At 70.9% G+C, this 16,240-nt stretch carries 15 protein-coding genes; 5 read left to right on the plus strand and 10 right to left on the minus strand.

The window, feature by feature from the left end; all coding sequences use genetic code 11:
* Positions 1 to 49: 49 nt before the first annotated feature.
* The 9 genes from ACFVTC_RS14935 to ACFVTC_RS14975 form a co-directional block, all read right to left on the minus strand.
* Positions 50 to 781, minus strand: a complete 732-nt coding sequence (locus ACFVTC_RS14935; protein WP_390126972.1) for a response regulator — start codon at positions 779 to 781, stop codon at positions 50 to 52.
* A complete protein-coding gene (locus ACFVTC_RS14940) occupies positions 774 to 2,276 on the minus strand; it encodes a sensor histidine kinase (RefSeq protein ID WP_390126973.1) in 1,503 nt (500 codons plus the stop codon). Before ACFVTC_RS14940 ends, ACFVTC_RS14935 begins: the two co-directional genes overlap by 8 nt.
* Before the next feature lie 83 nt (positions 2,277 to 2,359).
* Positions 2,360 to 3,250, minus strand: coding sequence for a DUF5936 domain-containing protein (locus ACFVTC_RS14945; protein WP_390126974.1), 891 nt, complete (start codon positions 3,248 to 3,250; stop codon positions 2,360 to 2,362).
* Positions 3,251 to 3,266: 16 nt separating this feature from the next.
* Positions 3,267 to 4,208: a type II secretion system F family protein gene (locus tag ACFVTC_RS14950; RefSeq protein ID WP_390126975.1), complete on the minus strand. Its 942-nt coding sequence runs from the start codon at positions 4,206 to 4,208 to the stop codon at positions 3,267 to 3,269.
* Positions 4,209 to 4,233: 25 nt separating this feature from the next.
* Positions 4,234 to 5,574 (minus strand): CpaF family protein, encoded by a 1,341-nt coding sequence (locus ACFVTC_RS14955; RefSeq protein ID WP_390126976.1) that lies wholly within the window; start codon positions 5,572 to 5,574, stop codon positions 4,234 to 4,236.
* A gap of 30 nt (positions 5,575 to 5,604) precedes the next feature.
* Positions 5,605 to 6,012: a TadE family protein gene (locus ACFVTC_RS14960; protein ID WP_390126977.1), complete on the minus strand. Its 408-nt coding sequence runs from the start codon at positions 6,010 to 6,012 to the stop codon at positions 5,605 to 5,607.
* Positions 6,009 to 7,625: a CpaE family protein gene (locus ACFVTC_RS14965; protein ID WP_390126978.1), complete on the minus strand. Its 1,617-nt coding sequence runs from the start codon at positions 7,623 to 7,625 to the stop codon at positions 6,009 to 6,011. Before ACFVTC_RS14965 ends, ACFVTC_RS14960 begins: the two co-directional genes overlap by 4 nt.
* Positions 7,626 to 7,664: 39 nt before the next feature.
* Positions 7,665 to 8,378, minus strand: a complete 714-nt coding sequence (gene cpaB, locus ACFVTC_RS14970) for a Flp pilus assembly protein CpaB (protein ID WP_168529987.1) — start codon at positions 8,376 to 8,378, stop codon at positions 7,665 to 7,667.
* A gap of 181 nt (positions 8,379 to 8,559) precedes the next feature.
* A complete protein-coding gene (locus ACFVTC_RS14975) occupies positions 8,560 to 9,435 on the minus strand; it encodes a hypothetical protein (RefSeq protein ID WP_390126980.1) in 876 nt (291 codons plus the stop codon).
* A 388-nt stretch (positions 9,436 to 9,823) separates the two neighbouring features.
* Here ACFVTC_RS14975 and ACFVTC_RS14980 point away from each other — a divergent pair, with 388 nt between their 5' ends.
* Together ACFVTC_RS14980 and ACFVTC_RS14985 are read left to right on the plus strand one after the other, a co-directional pair.
* A complete protein-coding gene (locus ACFVTC_RS14980; protein ID WP_390126981.1) occupies positions 9,824 to 11,512 on the plus strand; it encodes a chitinase in 1,689 nt (562 codons plus the stop codon).
* A gap of 515 nt (positions 11,513 to 12,027) precedes the next feature.
* Complete coding sequence (locus ACFVTC_RS14985) at positions 12,028 to 12,207, plus strand: hypothetical protein (RefSeq protein ID WP_390126982.1); 180 nt, start codon at positions 12,028 to 12,030, stop codon at positions 12,205 to 12,207.
* Positions 12,208 to 12,219: 12 nt separating this feature from the next.
* On the opposite strand, the gene ACFVTC_RS14990 is transcribed toward ACFVTC_RS14985, so the two are convergent.
* Positions 12,220 to 12,588: a hypothetical protein gene (locus tag ACFVTC_RS14990; protein WP_390126984.1), complete on the minus strand. Its 369-nt coding sequence runs from the start codon at positions 12,586 to 12,588 to the stop codon at positions 12,220 to 12,222.
* Between the two features lie 172 nt (positions 12,589 to 12,760).
* Here ACFVTC_RS14990 and ACFVTC_RS14995 point away from each other — a divergent pair, with 172 nt between their 5' ends.
* The 3 genes from ACFVTC_RS14995 (at position 12,761) to ACFVTC_RS15005 (ending at position 16,189) form a co-directional block, all read left to right on the plus strand.
* Complete coding sequence (locus tag ACFVTC_RS14995; RefSeq protein WP_390126985.1) at positions 12,761 to 13,276, plus strand: SigE family RNA polymerase sigma factor; 516 nt, start codon at positions 12,761 to 12,763, stop codon at positions 13,274 to 13,276.
* A 90-nt stretch (positions 13,277 to 13,366) separates the two neighbouring features.
* The gene (locus tag ACFVTC_RS15000) at positions 13,367 to 14,659 is read left to right on the plus strand and encodes a hypothetical protein (protein ID WP_390126986.1); all 1,293 of its coding nucleotides are present in this window, start codon (positions 13,367 to 13,369) and stop codon (positions 14,657 to 14,659) included.
* Positions 14,660 to 14,851: 192 nt separating this feature from the next.
* The gene (locus tag ACFVTC_RS15005; RefSeq protein ID WP_390126987.1) at positions 14,852 to 16,189 is read left to right on the plus strand and encodes a M14 family metallopeptidase; all 1,338 of its coding nucleotides are present in this window, start codon (positions 14,852 to 14,854) and stop codon (positions 16,187 to 16,189) included.
* The last annotated feature ends 51 nt before the right edge of the window (positions 16,190 to 16,240 follow it).

The raw sequence follows: 16,240 nt of genomic DNA on the forward strand, positions 1-16,240 counted from the left end.
ACCCGCCTACTCCGAGTGGGCCCAGGGGCCCAACTTCCGTGCCCCGGAGTCATCGGCTCCACCCCCCACGCGCCGTACCCAGCCAGTGCGCGATCGCCTCGCTGCGCGAGGAACTGTGCAGTTTCGCGAAGATGCGGTTGATGTGGTTCTTGACGGTCTTCTCACTGATGAAGCAGGCGGCGGCGATCTGACGGTTGTTCATGCCGGCGGCGATGAGGTCCATCACCTCCACCTCCCTCGAACTCAGGTCGAAGTCGAGCCGGTCGGGCGCGCGTTGGCGAAGCCTTGCTCCCTGGCCGGGGCGATCCCTTGAAGACTGTCCCACAAACGATTGCAGATGCGAAGAGATTTCGTTCGGTTCGTACGAAACACCGAGCGAATCCGGGAGGACGCGTGGACGGCGTCCCACATCCCGTACCGCGGTGAGCAGTTCGGCCGTCGTGAACTCGCCGTGGACGAGATAACCGACCGCGCCCCGGCGTGACGCCTCGGCCACGACCTCGGGTTCGCGGCTGTACGTCAGCATCATCACGGGGGCGAGCCGGGCCAGGTCGGGCAGTGCGGTGAGCCCGTCCGTGCCGGGCATGCGGACGTCGAGGAGGACGACGTCCGGCGGATGGGCGGTCGCCGCGGTCACGGCGTCCTCGCCGTTCACGGCCTGGGCGACGACCTCGATGTCCGGCTGGCCGCCGAGCAGCGCGGCCAGTCCGGCCCGGACGACGGGGTTGTCGTCGGCCACCAGTACACGGAGGGGCGGGCCGATAAGTGCCTGGTCAGGCATGTGCGGCCTCCTCTTGGGGGGTGTGGGGAGGAGTGGGAGCGAGGGGAAGGACCAGATGGACCTCCGCCCCTCCTTGCCCGGTGCGGTCCAGGTCGATGCGGCCGCCCAGGGACGCGGCGCGTTCCGCCATGCCGAGCAGGCCGAAGTGGCCGGTTCTGGTCAGGTCGCCGAGGGTGGCGCCGGGAGGGGGGCCCACTCCGTCGTCCCGCACCCGTACGGCGAACTCGGCTTTGCGGGGGTCCACCTCAACTTCCACCGTCACCGCGTTCGCGTGCGCGTGCCGGTGCGCGTTCTCCAGCGCCTCGGACACGATGGCCAGGACGTGGCGGGCGGTCGCGCAGGGCAGGACCGGGCGCTCCCCCCGGTGGTGGAGTTCTGTGGAGAGGTGGGTACGCGCCTCGAACGCCGCTACCAGGTGCGCGAGTTCGGACAGGAGGTCCGATTCCCGGGTGGTGAGATTCGTATGGCGGCGCAGGTCCGACAGCAGGTCGCGCGACTCCGCCGCCGCCCGGCGGGCCGCCCCCGCGACCGTCGTCGCCTGAAGCCTCAGCGTGCCCGGGTCCGCGCCGTCCGCCGAGGCCGAGGCGGCGAGCGCCTCCGCCGCCAGGGCGAGCCCGTGCAGCGTCTTCGCCACCGAGTCGTGCATCTCGCGTGCCAGTCGCGCCCGTTCCGACTCGACGGCCTCGGCGACGGCCAGGCGGGAGTTCGCCTCGGACAGTGCCTGGCTCGCCGTGCCGAAGCGGAACATCAGGTTGCGCAGGGTGACGCCGATGATGCCCGCGCCGACGCAGAACCCCGCGATCAGGAAGGTGTTGGCGCCTGCTCCCGGATGGTGCTGCCAGGCTCGGTACACCGTCACCAGGACGATCAGCTGCAGACCCGTGAAGACGCCCGAGCCGCGCCAGCCGTACAGCAGGCCCGCCAGCAGCGGGGTGCAGACCGTCGCGTACGCGAGGGGGGACGCGGGGGACGCCGTCAGGAGCAGCACCGCGCCGAAGGTCAGGTCCACGGCCATCAGGGTGGGGTGCGCGAGGAGGCGGGGGCCGAAGCGGTCCCAGTCCCTGAGCATGGCGTACGAGCCCATGACGCCGAGGACGGCGGCGGCCAGGACCGTGTAACGGGACAGGCCGTCGGTCGCGTTGGCCATCGCGAAGGGGGCGCCGATCGCGATCGCGGCGAGGCGGACGGCGAAGGCCTGGCGGCACAGCGCCTGGAGGGCGTTGAGCTGGAGCCGGACGTTGCCGGGGGCGGGGGCGTCGTCGGCCAGATAACCGGGGCCCGCGCCACCGGGCCAGCTCGACGCCGCCGTCTCCCCGGCTTCCCCCGTCCGCTCCCGTTGTCCCGACGACGCGGCCTCCCCCGTCCGCGCCGCGGCGCCGGCTCCGCGTGACTGCGGGTGCTCGGCGGGGCTCGTGGAGTGCTCCGCCGTCCACGGCCGGACCAGCCGGGTCCACAGCCGGCCCGGCGGGGCCCACGGGCGGCCGGGCAGGGCCACGGGGAGACCTCGCCGCGCACCCGGCCGGGAGAGTCGGGGCGCATGAGGCGACAGCCAGGGCGGGGGCGTACGGCGGGTGTTCATCAGCGGCCCAGGATCGAGCCGAAGTTCGTGCCCGACCCCAGGAACATTCCCGTGGCGATCAGGATCATCGTCGCCGGGAGCATGAAGACGAGGGTGACCATCGTCGCCTTGGGGATGGTCTTGGCCGCGCGGCGGCGGGCGTTCTGGGCGTCCGTGCGGCGCATGTCCGTGGCGAGCTGGATCAGGGTCTCGGCGATCGGGGAGCCCAGTTCCTCGCCCTGCTGAAGCGCCGACACGAACTGGGCGACCTGCTCGGAGGAGTTGCGCCTGCGCAGCTCGTCGAAGGCTTGGCGACGGCTGATGCCCATGTCCATCTGGCGCAGAGTGATGCGCAGTTCGTCCGCCCACGGCCCTTCGTACTTCTCCGCGACGCGGTCCAGGGCCTGGCGGAAGCCGAGGCCCGCCGAGACGACGACGGCGAGGACGTCGAGGAAGTCGGGGAGGATGCGGTCGATGGCCTCCTTGCGTTCGCGGACGGCCTGCCAGATGAGGGCGTCGGCGGCGACCAGGCCGAAGGTCAGCGAGAGCGCGGCGAACAGGAGCCGGCCGTTGGTGAGGAAGATCAGGCCCAGCAGGACGCCGAAGACGCCGTACACCGCGCGGCGCGCGGCGTAGCGGTTGAGCGTCAGGCCTCCGGGGTTGCCCGCCATGTCTATGCGCCGGCGTTTGGCGTCGACGCGGCGGGGGCCCATCAGGCGCAGCACCGTGGGGGCGAAGCGCATGCCGAGGCGGTCGACGGCGGACTCCGCCTTGGAGACGCGGGTTCCGCCGACCTCCAGGGCGAGCGCGAGGTCGCTGGGCAGTTTGGCGTCGGCGCGGATCATGCGGATGCCCAGCAGGGCGCCCGCGACGGCGGCGGCCGTCAGGAGGGCGAGCAGCAGGGGGAGCAACGTGATCCCTCCTTCCTCAGACTTCGATCTTGCCGAGGCGGCGGATGACGAAGAAGCCGACGGTGTACAGGCCCAGTGAGATCAGGACGAGGGCCTGGCCGAGGCCGGAGCCCGTGACGCGGGCGAGCGCGCCCGCGTTCGAGGAGTTGATCAGGAGCAGCGAGCCGAGGCCGAGCAGCGGGACCGTGAAGGCCGTCGCGTTGACCTCGGAGAGCATGGTGCGGACCTCGCGGCGGGTCTCCTTGCGGTCCTCCAGTGTCTGGGTGAGGTTGCGCAGGGAGCTGACGACCGAGCCGCCCGCCTTGTTGGCGAGGACCAGGGTGGTGACCAGGACGATCAGTTCGCGGGAGGGGAGCCGCTCGGAGAGCTCGCCGAGGGCGTCGTCGATGGTGCGCCCCATCATCAACTGGTCGGCAACGTGGGCGAGTTCTTCGCCCGCCGGATTCTCCAGCTCCTCTGCGGCCATCGCCAGCGCGGTCCGCATGGCAAGGCCGGCGGCGGTCGCGTTGGCCAGCAGTCTTGCCACGTCGGGGAGTTGTCCGATGAATGCCTCGATGCGTTTCTGTCGCTGCCAGTTGAGGAATATGACCGCGCTCCACACCCCGACCAGGGCGGCGATCGGGCCGAAGAAGGGGGCCAGCGTCGAGGCGGCGATCAGCCACAGCGCGACGACGACGGCGGTGACGTAGGTGGCGAACTCGCCCGCCGTCACGTCGAGGCCCGTCGCCGACAGACGCAGGTGGATGGTGCGGCCGAGACGGGTGCGGCGCAGCCGCCGGTCGACGGCGGCGAAGCGGCGTACGCGGCCGGCGGCCGTGCGCAGCGGGCCGCCGCCGGCGAGGCGGTCCACGAGGGCCTGGCGCTGGGCGCGCCCGGAGGCGTACGTGTGCACGCCCGCGACGGCGAGGGTGCCGCACAGGACGGTGGCGCCGAGGGCCAGGACGGCGGGGTCGTTCACGGCTCGCTCCGCTCGGTCGTGGGGGTCATCCGATGGCCTGCCTGGGGTCGAGTGCGTCCAGTACCTCGACGACGCCGAAGGCGGGCGGCAGCGGTTCGTTGGCGACGTACAGCTTCTCCGCGACCGGGCGGGGCAGCGGGAGGTGTTCGAAGCGGCCGTGGACGACCCGGTCGGGGCCGACGGGGCGCGGGACGAAGCGGGTGACGGGGACGACCCGGAACTGTTCGCGGCCGTGCGAGACCAGCAGGGCGATCTCCGTGATCCTGCGGGAGCCGTCGGCGTGCCGGGACAGCTGGACGACCACGTCGACGGCCGAGTTGATCTGGTCCTTCAGCGCCTCGAAGGGGATCAGGACCTCGGACATCGAGCCGAGGGTCTGGAGCCTCATGAGGGCGTCCTCCGCGGAGTTCGCGTGGACCGTCGCGAGCGAGCCGTCGTGGCCGGTCGACATGGCCTGCAGCATGTCGAGGGTCTCTCCGCCGCGGACCTCACCGACGATGATGCGGTCGGGGCGCATGCGCAGCGAGTTGCGGACCAGGTCGCGGATGGTGATCTGGCCCTTGCCCTCGACGTTCGGGGGCCGGGACTCCAGGCGGATGACGTGTTCCTGCTGGAGCTGGAGCTCGGCGGAGTCCTCGATGGTGATGATGCGTTCGTGGGACGGGATGAGTCCGGAGAGCGCGTTGAGGAGGGTGGTCTTCCCGCTGCCCGTGCCGCCGCTGACGATCACGTTGAACCGGGCGCGCACGAACGCCGCGAGGAGCATCAGCATCTGCTCGTCGAGCGAGCCGAGGCCGATGAGCTCGGGGAGTGTGTACGCGCGGGGGAAGCGGCGGATGGTGAGGGTGGGGCCGGTGAGGGCGAGCGGCGGGATGATGACGTTGACGCGTTCGCCGGTGGGGAGGCGGGCGTCGACCATCGGGTTGGACTCGTCGACGCGGCGGTTGACCGTGGAGACGATGCGTTCGATGGTCTGCATGAGCTGTTCGGTGGAGGCGAAGCGGAGCGGGAGCTGTTCGACCCGGCCCGCCCGTTCCACGAAGATCGAGTCCGGTCCGTTGACCATGATCTCGGTGATCGACGCGTCGGCGAGCAGGGGTTCGAGGACGCCGAGCCCGAGGGCCTCGTCGACGACCCGGCGGATCAGCTGGGAGCGTTCGGCGGAGGAGAGGACGGGGCCTTCGCGGCTGATGATGTGGCCGAGCACGCGCTCCAGGCGCACCCGTCGTTCGGCTGCCGCCAGGCTCGACATCTCGGCGAGGTCGATCTCCTCGAGGAGCTTGGCGCGGTAGACGGCGACGAGGTGTCCGTCCTCGCGGGCGGGGCCTTTCTCGTCGGGGGTGGCCAGTCGCGATCGCAGGCTCATGGGTTCAGCTCCTCCCGGTCGGTCGTGGGTTCAGTCGTCGGTGGGCATGGTGGCGCGGCGGGTGACGGTGTAGGGGCCGAAGAGGGGGATGACCCCGGGGACCCGGACGGTGACGGTGGCGGTGGTGAGGTCGGGGCCCGGTGCGGGGTCGACGCGCGGGTCCAGCCAGCCGCTCACCGCGGCCTGTCCCGCCGCCCCGCCGTCGCCGCCCTGGGAGGCGACCCGGGCGGCGGCCCGCGCTCCGGAACCGGCCTGGTTGATCCCGTATCCGATGAGGCCGAGCTGGATGGTGGCCATTCCGATCACCAGCAGGATGGGCAGGAATCCGGCGAACTCCAGCATGGAGACGCCCCGGTCGTCACGGAGGCGACGCCGCGGCCGCCGCTTCGACGCGGGCCACCGCTTCCGCGTCCGCGTCAGTTCCACCAGGACCGTCATCCGGCGTCCCCCTCCAGCGCCGCACCCGCCGCCCCTCTCACGTGCCACCCGGCGTCGAAGCCCGGGAAGAAGAGCGGGACGTCGACGTCGACGGTGGCCCTCATCACCGAGCCCGCGGGAGCGCAGCCGATGTCCGCGCCGCTCCAGGAGCCCGGCAGATGCCTGCTCCCGGCCGTCCGGCACGCGCCGCCGACGTCACCGTCGACCGCGTACGCCGCCGTGGCCGCGCGCGCCGCCTCGTCCGCCGCGTTCCCGGCCAGCGAGTACGAGTAGCCGTACAGCACGCACTGCCACAGGATCGTCATCACGACCAGCAGGATCGGGAACATGCCGGCGAATTCCAGGGTCACCGCGCCCCGGTCGCCGCCCCTCCTGCGCAGCGCCGACGCTCCCCGGTCCGGGGATGCCTTGCGGCGCCGGCCGCCGCCCCCGCCCTCCTGGGCGACCACCAGTCCCAGTTCCGCCGCAAGTGACCACAGCGCCTGTTTGACGGTGGAGCGGGCGTCCAGGTCCTGGAGGCGGCCCGCGTCCACGACGGACTGGAGCTCCTTGAAGGCGGCGGGGACCGCCGCGCTCGCGACTTTGGTGCCGGTGACGCGTTGGACCAGCGAGGGCTGGATCTCCGTACCGCGGGCGAACCGGTTGACGACCGTGGTCGTCTCCTCCGCCTTGCGGATCTGGAGACGGTCCCACATACGGACCATGCGTTTGGCCGCGCGGACGGCGACGACGTCCGGGGTGACGAGGAGCAGCGCCTGGTCGGCCATCTCCACGGCCGCCGCGGTCGCGGAGTTCATCTGGGAGCCGCAGTCGACGATCACGACGTCGTGGCGGGAGCGCAGAACCGACAGCACCTGGCGGGTCACCCGGTCCGTGACCTCCTCGCCGCGTTCGCCCTCGGCGGGGGCGAGCAGCAGGCCGACGCCACTGTCGTGGAGGTAGACGGCGTCCTGGAGGACGCGCGGGTTGATGTCGCTGATCCCGGCGAGGTCGGCGACCGACCGGCGGAACTGCACGTCGAGGTACGAGGCGACGTCGCCGGACTGGAGGTCGAGGTCCACCAGGGCCACGTCCCGCCCCGACGCCTTCGACGCCAGGGCGATCTGGACCGCCGTCACGGTCGTGCCGACGCCGCCCTTCGCGCCGGTGACCGTGACGACGGTGCCACCGGGGCCCGTATACAGCTCGGGCGTACCGCTGCCGAGGTGGCGCCGCATGCCGAGCGACCATCCGGCGGCGGCCTGGACGCGTTCGGCGAGGGCGTCGTAGCCGAGCGGCAGGCCGATGATCCCGCGGGCGCCGGAGTCCATGGCGGCGGTGAGGACGCCGGTGCCGGGGTCGGCCGTGATGAGGACGACGCCGACCGCGGGGAAGCGCAGCACCAGATCGCGGATGAGGTCCAACGCCGGTACGGGGCCGATGCGTTCGTGGACGAGGACGACCTCGGGCAGCTCGTCGAGCGACTCCGCCGCGAGCCGGGCGAGGGTGTCGAGGAGGGCGGTGGAGTCGGCGACGGGCGGGGCGGGTTCGGCGTCGGCGAGCTGGCTGAGCAGGGTGGTGAGTGCTCGGGCGGAGTCGATGTCGCCGACGGCCGGGAGGATACGGATGGTCATCGGCACGGCCCCGGGGGCGTGGACCTCATGCGCGGCCTCCTACTTGTCCTGGTCGAGGGTGTACGTACGCTCGCCGGGGGCGACGGTGGTGTCGGAGCCGCCCGCGACCAGGGCGAGCCGGACGTGGGTCGCGAAGGACTCGGCGTACGCGACGCGTTGGGCGTCGGCGGTGTCGAGCGCGAAGGTGATGGGGACGGCCTGGGTGGCGGTGCGGCTGCGTTCGGCGCTGGACTGGCCGGGGTCGAGGGCGGTGAGTCTGCCGACGTCGATGACGCGCGCGTTCGCCACGATGACCTTGGACTGGTCCTTCTGCTTGTCGTTCTCGGCCTTGAAGGTGGCGTAGATGTTGACCCGCGCTCCCGGATCGATCTTTCCGGCCACGCCGGTCGCGGCGTCGATCATGATGGCGATCTCCTGCTGGCCGGCTTCCAGCGCGGGCCGGTCCACGATCATGTCGCTCTGGAGCAGTGAGCCCTTCTCCAGTTTGGTGACGGCGATCTTCCCTCGTATCCGGGAGAGGTCGGTGACGGCCGTGGAGGACAGCCAGCGCTCGGGCATCGAGATCTTCTGGAACTGGTCGGCCGTCAGTTCCTTGTAGGGCGCGATGTCGTCCTTCAGGCGGTACGCCGAGACCTCCGGGCCGACCTTGGAGTTCACGTCGCGGATCACCGAGAGCACTCCGGCGAAGGCGCCCAGGGCGCACAGGACCGAGAGGACCAGCAGGATGACGCCGCGGCGCTGGCGTGAGTTCATGACGCGGACAACCTCGATCGTGGGGCGGGGACGGCGGGGTCGAGCGGTCGTGCCTGGTGCTGTTCAGTTGCTGTTGAGATGTCGTCGTGGAGCCGTGGAGCCCTGGTGCTGCGGAGCGGTGCCGCTGCGGAACCGTGAGCCTGTTCCGTGCGGCCGACGCGTCCGATGTGACCTATGTGGCTTATGTCATGCCCCGGGGCAGGGCACGCACTGGAGAGGATGCCCGCACCGCGGCGGCCGGAAGCTCCGAGGGCGGTGGCAGCGGCGCGGCACAGAACCCGCAGCGGTCACCGATGAGTTCGAGTCCGCACCAGTGGCACTCCTCCCGCCGGACGGACGACACGAGCTGGTAGAGCACGGAGACGTCGTACAGACCGGCGGCGAACTCGGCGAGCTTGGTGGTGCCCCACCAGCGCCCCGACTCCTCCGGCAGCGGCACGGTCGCCACGCCCTGCACGCGCCAGGCGGGCGCGAGGGTCGCCGTGACCCAGTCCGAGGGCGGCTGCCCGGCGGCCACGAGCAGCCGGGTGCCGAACTCGGGCCCGGTGATGTCGTCCTGGCCGATCCGCGCGAGCTGGGGCCGCGGCGTGGCCAGCACGGCGAACTGGGCCCCGGGCACCCATGACTTGGCGTGCGACTTGAGGGTCACCGGCACCCGGTCGAGCTTGGCGACCGAGCCGAGCAGGGCACCGGCGTAGATGTAGTGGGCGAGCAGCCGGGCGGCGGAGGCGAGCACGCCCGGACTGAAGTCACAGCCGGACAGCTGGCGCAACTGCTGCGCGAGCAGGGCGAGTCCGAGCGGCGGCAGGTCGATGCCGAGCAGCGCGATCCGGTCGCTCTCCAGGACGGAGCGGACGGTGTGCAGGCGCCGGATCACGGCCGCGTCGACCGAGGCCGGGTAGAGCGCGATGACGTACCCGTGCTGCTCGATGAGCGCGTGCATTCCCGTGAGGGAGTCTTCGAGGGTGTCGAGGGGCTGGACGACCGCGGGCGGAGTCTGCCGGTCGTGCGGCGGCAGCACCAGGTCGGAACTGGTGACGGCTATCGCGGTCGGCACGCTGCACACACCCCGTTCGCCGCGGCGAGGTGGTCAACCACCGCCACGGATCGCCCCTGTTTCGTCATGGACCGCCACAGTCGGCCGCAGTTCGTCACTGTGACGCCCCCTCGCATCTCGCATCAGCACCATATCCACGGCATGCCCCGCTCAACACCGAATCCGCCAGATCATCTCACCGAAGGTGCGGGCATGATCAACGGAGAGTAAGGCGAATACGCGACAAGTCGCCCGCTCCGCACGGGGGTTGGGAATTCCGGCCGTTCCCCGAGGTCTTGACAACAGGATTGGTCTGGACCAACTTGTAATCCAGCGGTGGCCACCGTTCCGTATCCCTCCCCATCCCTCCCCCACCTCCCCGGAGGACCCAGTGGACCGCGTCACACGCATGCCCGCACGGAGATGGGCGGTCGGCCTCGCCACCGCAGTCACCGCCTCCGTCCTCTCCCTCACCGGCCTGGCGGGCCAGGCCCAGGCCGCCGACGTCAACAACGCCAGGAACGGCGGTTACGAGTCGGGCCTGAGCAACTGGACCTGTTCCGCGGGCAGCGGTACGACGGTCTCCTCACCGGTGCACGGCGGGTCGGCGGCGCTCAAGGCGACGCCGGCCGGGCAGGACAACGCCCAGTGCACCCAGTCCGTCGCGGTCAAGCCCAACTCGACGTACACGCTGAGCGCGTGGGTGCAGGGCGGGTACTCCTATCTCGGTGTGACCGGTACGGGCACCACGGACGTGTCGACCTGGACCCCGGACTCCGCCTCCTGGAAGCAGCTGTCCACCACCTTCACCACCGGCGGGTCGACGACCTCGGTGACGGTCTACACCCACGGGTGGTACGCGCAGGCCGCGTACTACGCCGACGACCTCTCGGTCTTCGGCCCCGACGGCGGCGGAGGCGGCGACCCGGCCCCCACGGTCCCCGCGACGCCCGCCGGCCTGGCCGTCTCCTCCACCACGTCCTCGTCCGTCTCCCTGACCTGGAACACCGTCTCGGGCGCGACGGGCTACAACGTCTACCGGTCCGGCACGAAGGTGACGGCGGTGACCGGGACCTCGGCGACGGTGACCGGACTGACGGCGTCTACCTCGTACCCCTTCCAGGTCACGGCGACCAACTCGGCCGGTGAGTCGGCCAGGTCGGCCACGGTGACGGGCACGACGAACGCGTCCTCGGGCGGCGGGGGCACCACGCTGCCGAAGCACGCCGTCACGGGCTACTGGCAGAACTTCAACAACGGCGCGACGGTCCAGAAGATCTCCGCCGTCCAGTCCCAGTACGACATCATCGCGGTGGCCTTCGCGGACGCGACCGGCACACCGGGCGCGGTGAGCTTCAACCTGGACTCCGCCGGCCTCGGCGGCTACACGGTCGACCAGTTCAAGGCGGACATCAAGGCCAAGCAGGCCGCGGGCAAGAAGGTCGTCATCTCCATCGGCGGCCAGAACGGCACGGTGTCCATCAACGACCCGACGTCCGCCGCGAACTTCGCCAACTCCGTCTACTCCCTCATGCAGACGTACGGCTTCGACGGCGTCGACATCGACCTGGAGAACGGCCTCAACGCGACGTACATGACGCAGGCGCTGCGCTCCCTGGCGTCCAAGGCGGGTTCGTCCCTGATCATCACGATGGCCCCGCAGACGATCGACATGCAGTCCACCTCGAACGCCTACTTCCAGACCGCCCTGAACATCAAGGACATCCTCACGGTCGTCAACATGCAGTACTACAACAGCGGTTCGATGCTGGGCTGCGACGGCAAGGTGTACTCCCAGGGCTCCGTCGACTTCCTGACCGCCCTCGCCTGCATCCAGCTGCAGGGCGGCCTCGCCCCCTCGCAGGTCGGCCTGGGCCTGCCGGCCTCGACGAGCGGCGCGGGCAGCGGTTACGTCTCCCCGACCGTCGTCAACAACGCCCTTGACTGCCTGGCGAAGGGCACCAACTGCGGTTCCTTCAAGCCCTCCAAGACCTATCCGGACCTGCGCGGCGCGATGACCTGGTCGACGAACTGGGACGCCTCCGCGGGCAACGCGTGGTCCAACTCGGTGGGAGCACACGTGCACGGGCTCGGCTGACGCGCCTGCCTCCACGCCCCCTGAGCACGGCCCGCCCCGCCCGGAACTGTCATCGCCTCCCGGCTCGTTGCCAGGTGCGAACGGTTTCGGCGGTGGCGGGCCGCGGGGTTGTTTCGGCGACCTGCCCTGGGTCGGCGGAGCCGTAGCCGGTGAGGTATTCCGCAGGGCTCCGACGACTCGTCGAAGGGGCCCTGCGGAACGAAAGCGTCACCATCAGGTCGCGGGCGGCGTCGCGGACCTGGGAATGTGTTCGCTATGGATTCCGAGCCGGGTGACGCTCCGGCGCGCCACTACGACCCAGGGGGCTGGTCGGCCCAGTACGCGGGCCGAATGCTAGTGGTCTGCCCGCAGTGCGCGCGGGCCGAATGCCTGTGGTCTGCCCGCAGTGCGACGGCTGCGCGCTCGTGGTGCCCCGACCCGGGCTTCCTGCACCCAGGTACTTCGGCGAGCTTTTGTTCCAGCCGCGCCGTCTGGCTTGCGGAGGATGCGGTGCCGTCGCCGAATGGGAACCCGAGGTGCGGGGCACCGGCCTGGTCGGCGCGGTACCCAGCTGCCTCCGCCTCGGCACCGACCCCGACGGCAACGCCTACATCGCCATGGCCGGCGCCGAGGACACCTACCTCACCGACACCCGCGAAGCGCTCCGCACCATGATTCTCGACATCGAGGCGGGCAGGGCCGACCACCTTCTCTGAGCCGCCGGACGGCTATCCCGTCGGCCGGTAGTACCCCAGCACCCACGCCAGCTGTGCGAACCACCCGCGCAACAACTCCCGCGGCTTCGCGGTCACCACGCACTCGTAGACCCTGCCGTCCAGGTGGACCACGGCGACCATCAGGGCCTTGCCATTGGGGCTCGCCTTGTAGTGGACGCTGCGGATCTCGGCCCAGGGGAAGTCGACCGTGATGTCGTACATCTCGAAGGCCACACCCGACACGTCGACAACGACCGAGTTGTGCTTGTCGACCGCCAGGAACTCCGGGCCGGGCGCCGCGGGCCGTGACGGCTGCGGGGCGTACTGCGGCGGGGGCGGGCCGAAGCCGGGTGGGGTGGAAGCGGGCGGCTGGTCTGTCACTCCGGCAACCTACCCCGGCGTACGCAGACCCCCTCCGAGGAGGGCTCCCCGTGGGCTCCCAGCGGCATCCACGTGGGCTCCCTCTGGACCTTCTTTCCGTCCACTGAAACATTTCCGGGGGGCCGGCGCATCAATGAGGTGAAGGCGGCGGTACGAGAGACACGGGAGCGGAATGAGACAGACCCGGGGGGACGACTACGCCGAGTTCGCGGCGGCGCGGGCGGGGCACCTCTACCGCTCCGCCTGTCTGCTCACCGGCGGGGACACCCATCTCGCCGAGGACCTGGTCCAGGAGACCCTCGGTCGCCTGTACGTCCGCTGGTACCGGGTCTCCCGCGTCGGCAACCCCGCCGGATACGCGCAGACCGTCCTCACCCGTACCTTCCTCGCCCACCGGCGGCGCCGCAGCAGCCGGGAACGCGCCACGGAGAAGTTCCCCGACCTTCCCGACCCCCGCGCGGCGGACACCGACACGCCCCTGCGGCTGACCCTGGTCGAGGCACTCGGCCGGCTGTCCGCCAAGGACCGGGCCGTGGTCGTGTTGCGGTACTGGGAGGACCGCAGCGTCGAGGAGACCGCCGAAGCCATGAACGTCAGCTCGGCCGCCGTACGCACCCGCTGCACCCGCGCGCTCGCCCGGCTGCGGCTGCTGCTCGGGGACGCCCTCGGCGAGCACGCCAGCCCCTGACGCCGACCCTGACGCCGACGACCGTACCGAGACTTCCGACCCACAGCTCCGACCCACAGCCCTTACGGAGAGCAGAGAGGGTGATTCGCCATGCCCGTTGACGACCGCAATCACGACCACGACCGGTACCACGACCACCACTGGGACACCGACCACGAGGACCGTTTCGAGGAACGGCTCGGCGAGGCCCTGCACCAGGCCGGCGGGGCCTACGAGACCGACCGGCGCGCCCTGGTCGCCGCCGGCGAGACGCGTGGCCACAGACTGCTGCTGCGGCGCAGGGCCGCCGTCGTGGCGGGCGTCGCCTCGGTCGCGCTCGTGGGCCTCGGCGCGGCACTCCTCGTACCGGGCGGCGACGGGCGGCAGTCCGTGGCCACCGGTGCGAAGACCCCCGTCGCTTCGGCCACCCCCAAGGCGTCGTACACCGGCGACCAACTCATCGGCATCCTCGAGAGGCTGCTCCCCCGGGGCGAGTTCGGCTCGGCGGAAGCACGCGGCACGGACGAGCGGCTGCCGCCTTACGCGCAGGTCGTCTACAACGACGGCAAGGGCAAGGCGGCCATCGCCGTCGGCTTCAACCGGGTCCTGCCCGGCAGCGAGCAGGCCCGCCAGACCATCGCGTGCCCGGACAAAACCCTGACCCCGTTCGACAGCTGCGCCGTGACCAGGCTGTCCGACGGCTCGGCGCTCAAGATCTTCCAGGGTTACGAGTACCCGGACCGCCGCGCGGACACGAAGCTGTGGACGGCGAACCTCGTCACCCCCAAGGGGCAGCAGGTCAGCGTGAGCGAATGGAACGCCGCGGCCGAGAAGGGCGCGCCGGTCAGCAGAGCCGAACCCCCGCTGTCCCCGGCGCGGTTGAGGACACTCGCCACAGCCGGTGCGTGGCTGGGCGTCGTCGACGCGATCCCGGTGGACCCCAGGGCCCCGACGGCGGCACCCGCACAGCCCTCGGGCATCGACGGCGGCTCGGTCGCCTCCACGCTCGTCTCACTGCTCCCCAAGGGCGTCAAGGTGGTCGCCAGGAGCGGCCCGGACAGCGGGTACGCCTATGTCGTCGTCGACGACGGCAAGGGCAGGAGCCTGGTCCAGATCAACGTGCAGCCGAACATGTCGGACGTCGAGGGCCAGCTCTTCGGGGCGGGCGCCGAGACGCTGGCCGACGGCACGAAGGTCGTCACGCACGAGGGACCGGGCGAGAAGGGCGGCGCCGGCGTCGTCATGTGGACCGCCGACACCATCAGGACCGACGGGTTCCGTGTGGTGGTCAGTGCCTTCAACTCCGGCAGCCAGGTGACGGCCGCGACCCGCACCGCCCCCATGCTCACGGCGAAGCAGCTCCGGGCGATCGCCCTCAGTGCGAAGTGGCGCGGTCTGGGCTGAGTTCCCTCACCGCTCTCACGCGTCGGGCCCCGTCGGGCGGAACTGCCGGCGGGGTCCGACGCATGACTGGTTTCTGCCACCGGCCCTTTGTCATCTCTTGACCTGCGCATGCCACACACTCACCATGAGCGCCACACCCGCACTCCGTACGTCGCACTGGTTCCACCCCCCACACTCCGCCAAGGAGACTTCATGCGACCTCACAGACGCGGCAGGCGCACCGTCACCCTCGCGACCCTGCTCGCGCTCGCCCTCGCCGCCCCGATCACCGCCACCGCCACCCACGCCACGGCGACCGGGGCGAAGGCCCCCGCACCCTCGGCCGACGACATCCGCCAGTACGAGATCCACCAGAGCACCACCCCGGTGACCCGCACCGCCATCCAGCAGACCGGCGTCACCGTGGACGAGGCGGACGAGGAGACCGTCGTCGTCTCGGGCCGCGCCGACCAGGCCAGGGAGCTGCGCCGGCTCGGCTACGAGGTCTCGCCGCTGGGTTCGGCACCGAACCGTTCGAACGGGCCCGGCGATCTCCGCCTCCTCGACTTCCCCTCGGCCGACTCGAAGTACCACAACTACGCCGAGGCGAACGCGGAGATCGACCAGCGGCTCGCGGCGTACCCCGGCATCATGAGCAAGCGAGTGATCGGGAAGTCCTACCAGGGCCGGGACATCATCGCCGTCAAGGTCAGCGACAACGTGGCGGCCGACGAGAACGAGCCCGAGGTCCTGCTCACCTTCCACCAGCACGCCCGTGAGCACCTGACCGTCGAGATGGCGCTGTACCTGCTGCGCGAACTGGGAGCCGGTTACGGCAGTGACTCCCGGGTCACCAGCATGGTGAACAACCGCGAGATCTGGATCGTCCCGGACCTCAACCCGGACGGCGGCGAGTACGACATCGCGACCGGGTCGTACCGCTCCTGGCGCAAGAACCGGCAGCCCAACAGCGGGAGTTCGTACGTCGGCACCGACCTCAACCGCAACTGGAACTACCGGTGGGGCTGCTGCGGCGGCTCGTCCGGGTCGACGTCCTCCGAGACCTACCGCGGCGCGTCCGCCGAGTCGGCGCCCGAGGTGAAGGTGGTGGCCGACTTCGTACGCGGCCGTGTCGTCGGCGGCAAACAGCAGATCAGGGCCGGGATCGACTTCCACACGTACAGCGAACTCGTGCTGTGGCCCTTCGGGTACACCACCGCCGACACCGCGACCGGCATGACCGCGGACGACGCCGCCGCGTTCAGGACCGTCGGACGGAAGATGGCCGCCGGCAACGGGTACACGCCGGAGCAGTCCAGCGACCTGTACATCACCGACGGTTCGATCGACGACTACCTCTGGGGCTCCCAGAAGATCTTCGACTTCACCTTCGAGATGTACCCGACGACCAGTTCGGGCGGCGGGTTCTACCCGCCCGACGAGGTGATCGAGCGGGAGACCTCACGCAACCGGGACGCGGTGCTCCAATTGCTGGAGAACGCGGACTGCATGTACCGGTCCATCGGCAAGGAGGCACAGTACTGCGCCTGACCGGGGCGGTCCTTGACAGGGGGGAACCGCGCGGCCGCGTACGGCCGGCCG

This window comes from Streptomyces sp. NPDC057950, from assembly GCF_042887295.1.
GTDB lineage: Bacteria > Actinomycetota > Actinomycetes > Streptomycetales > Streptomycetaceae > Streptomyces > Streptomyces kaempferi.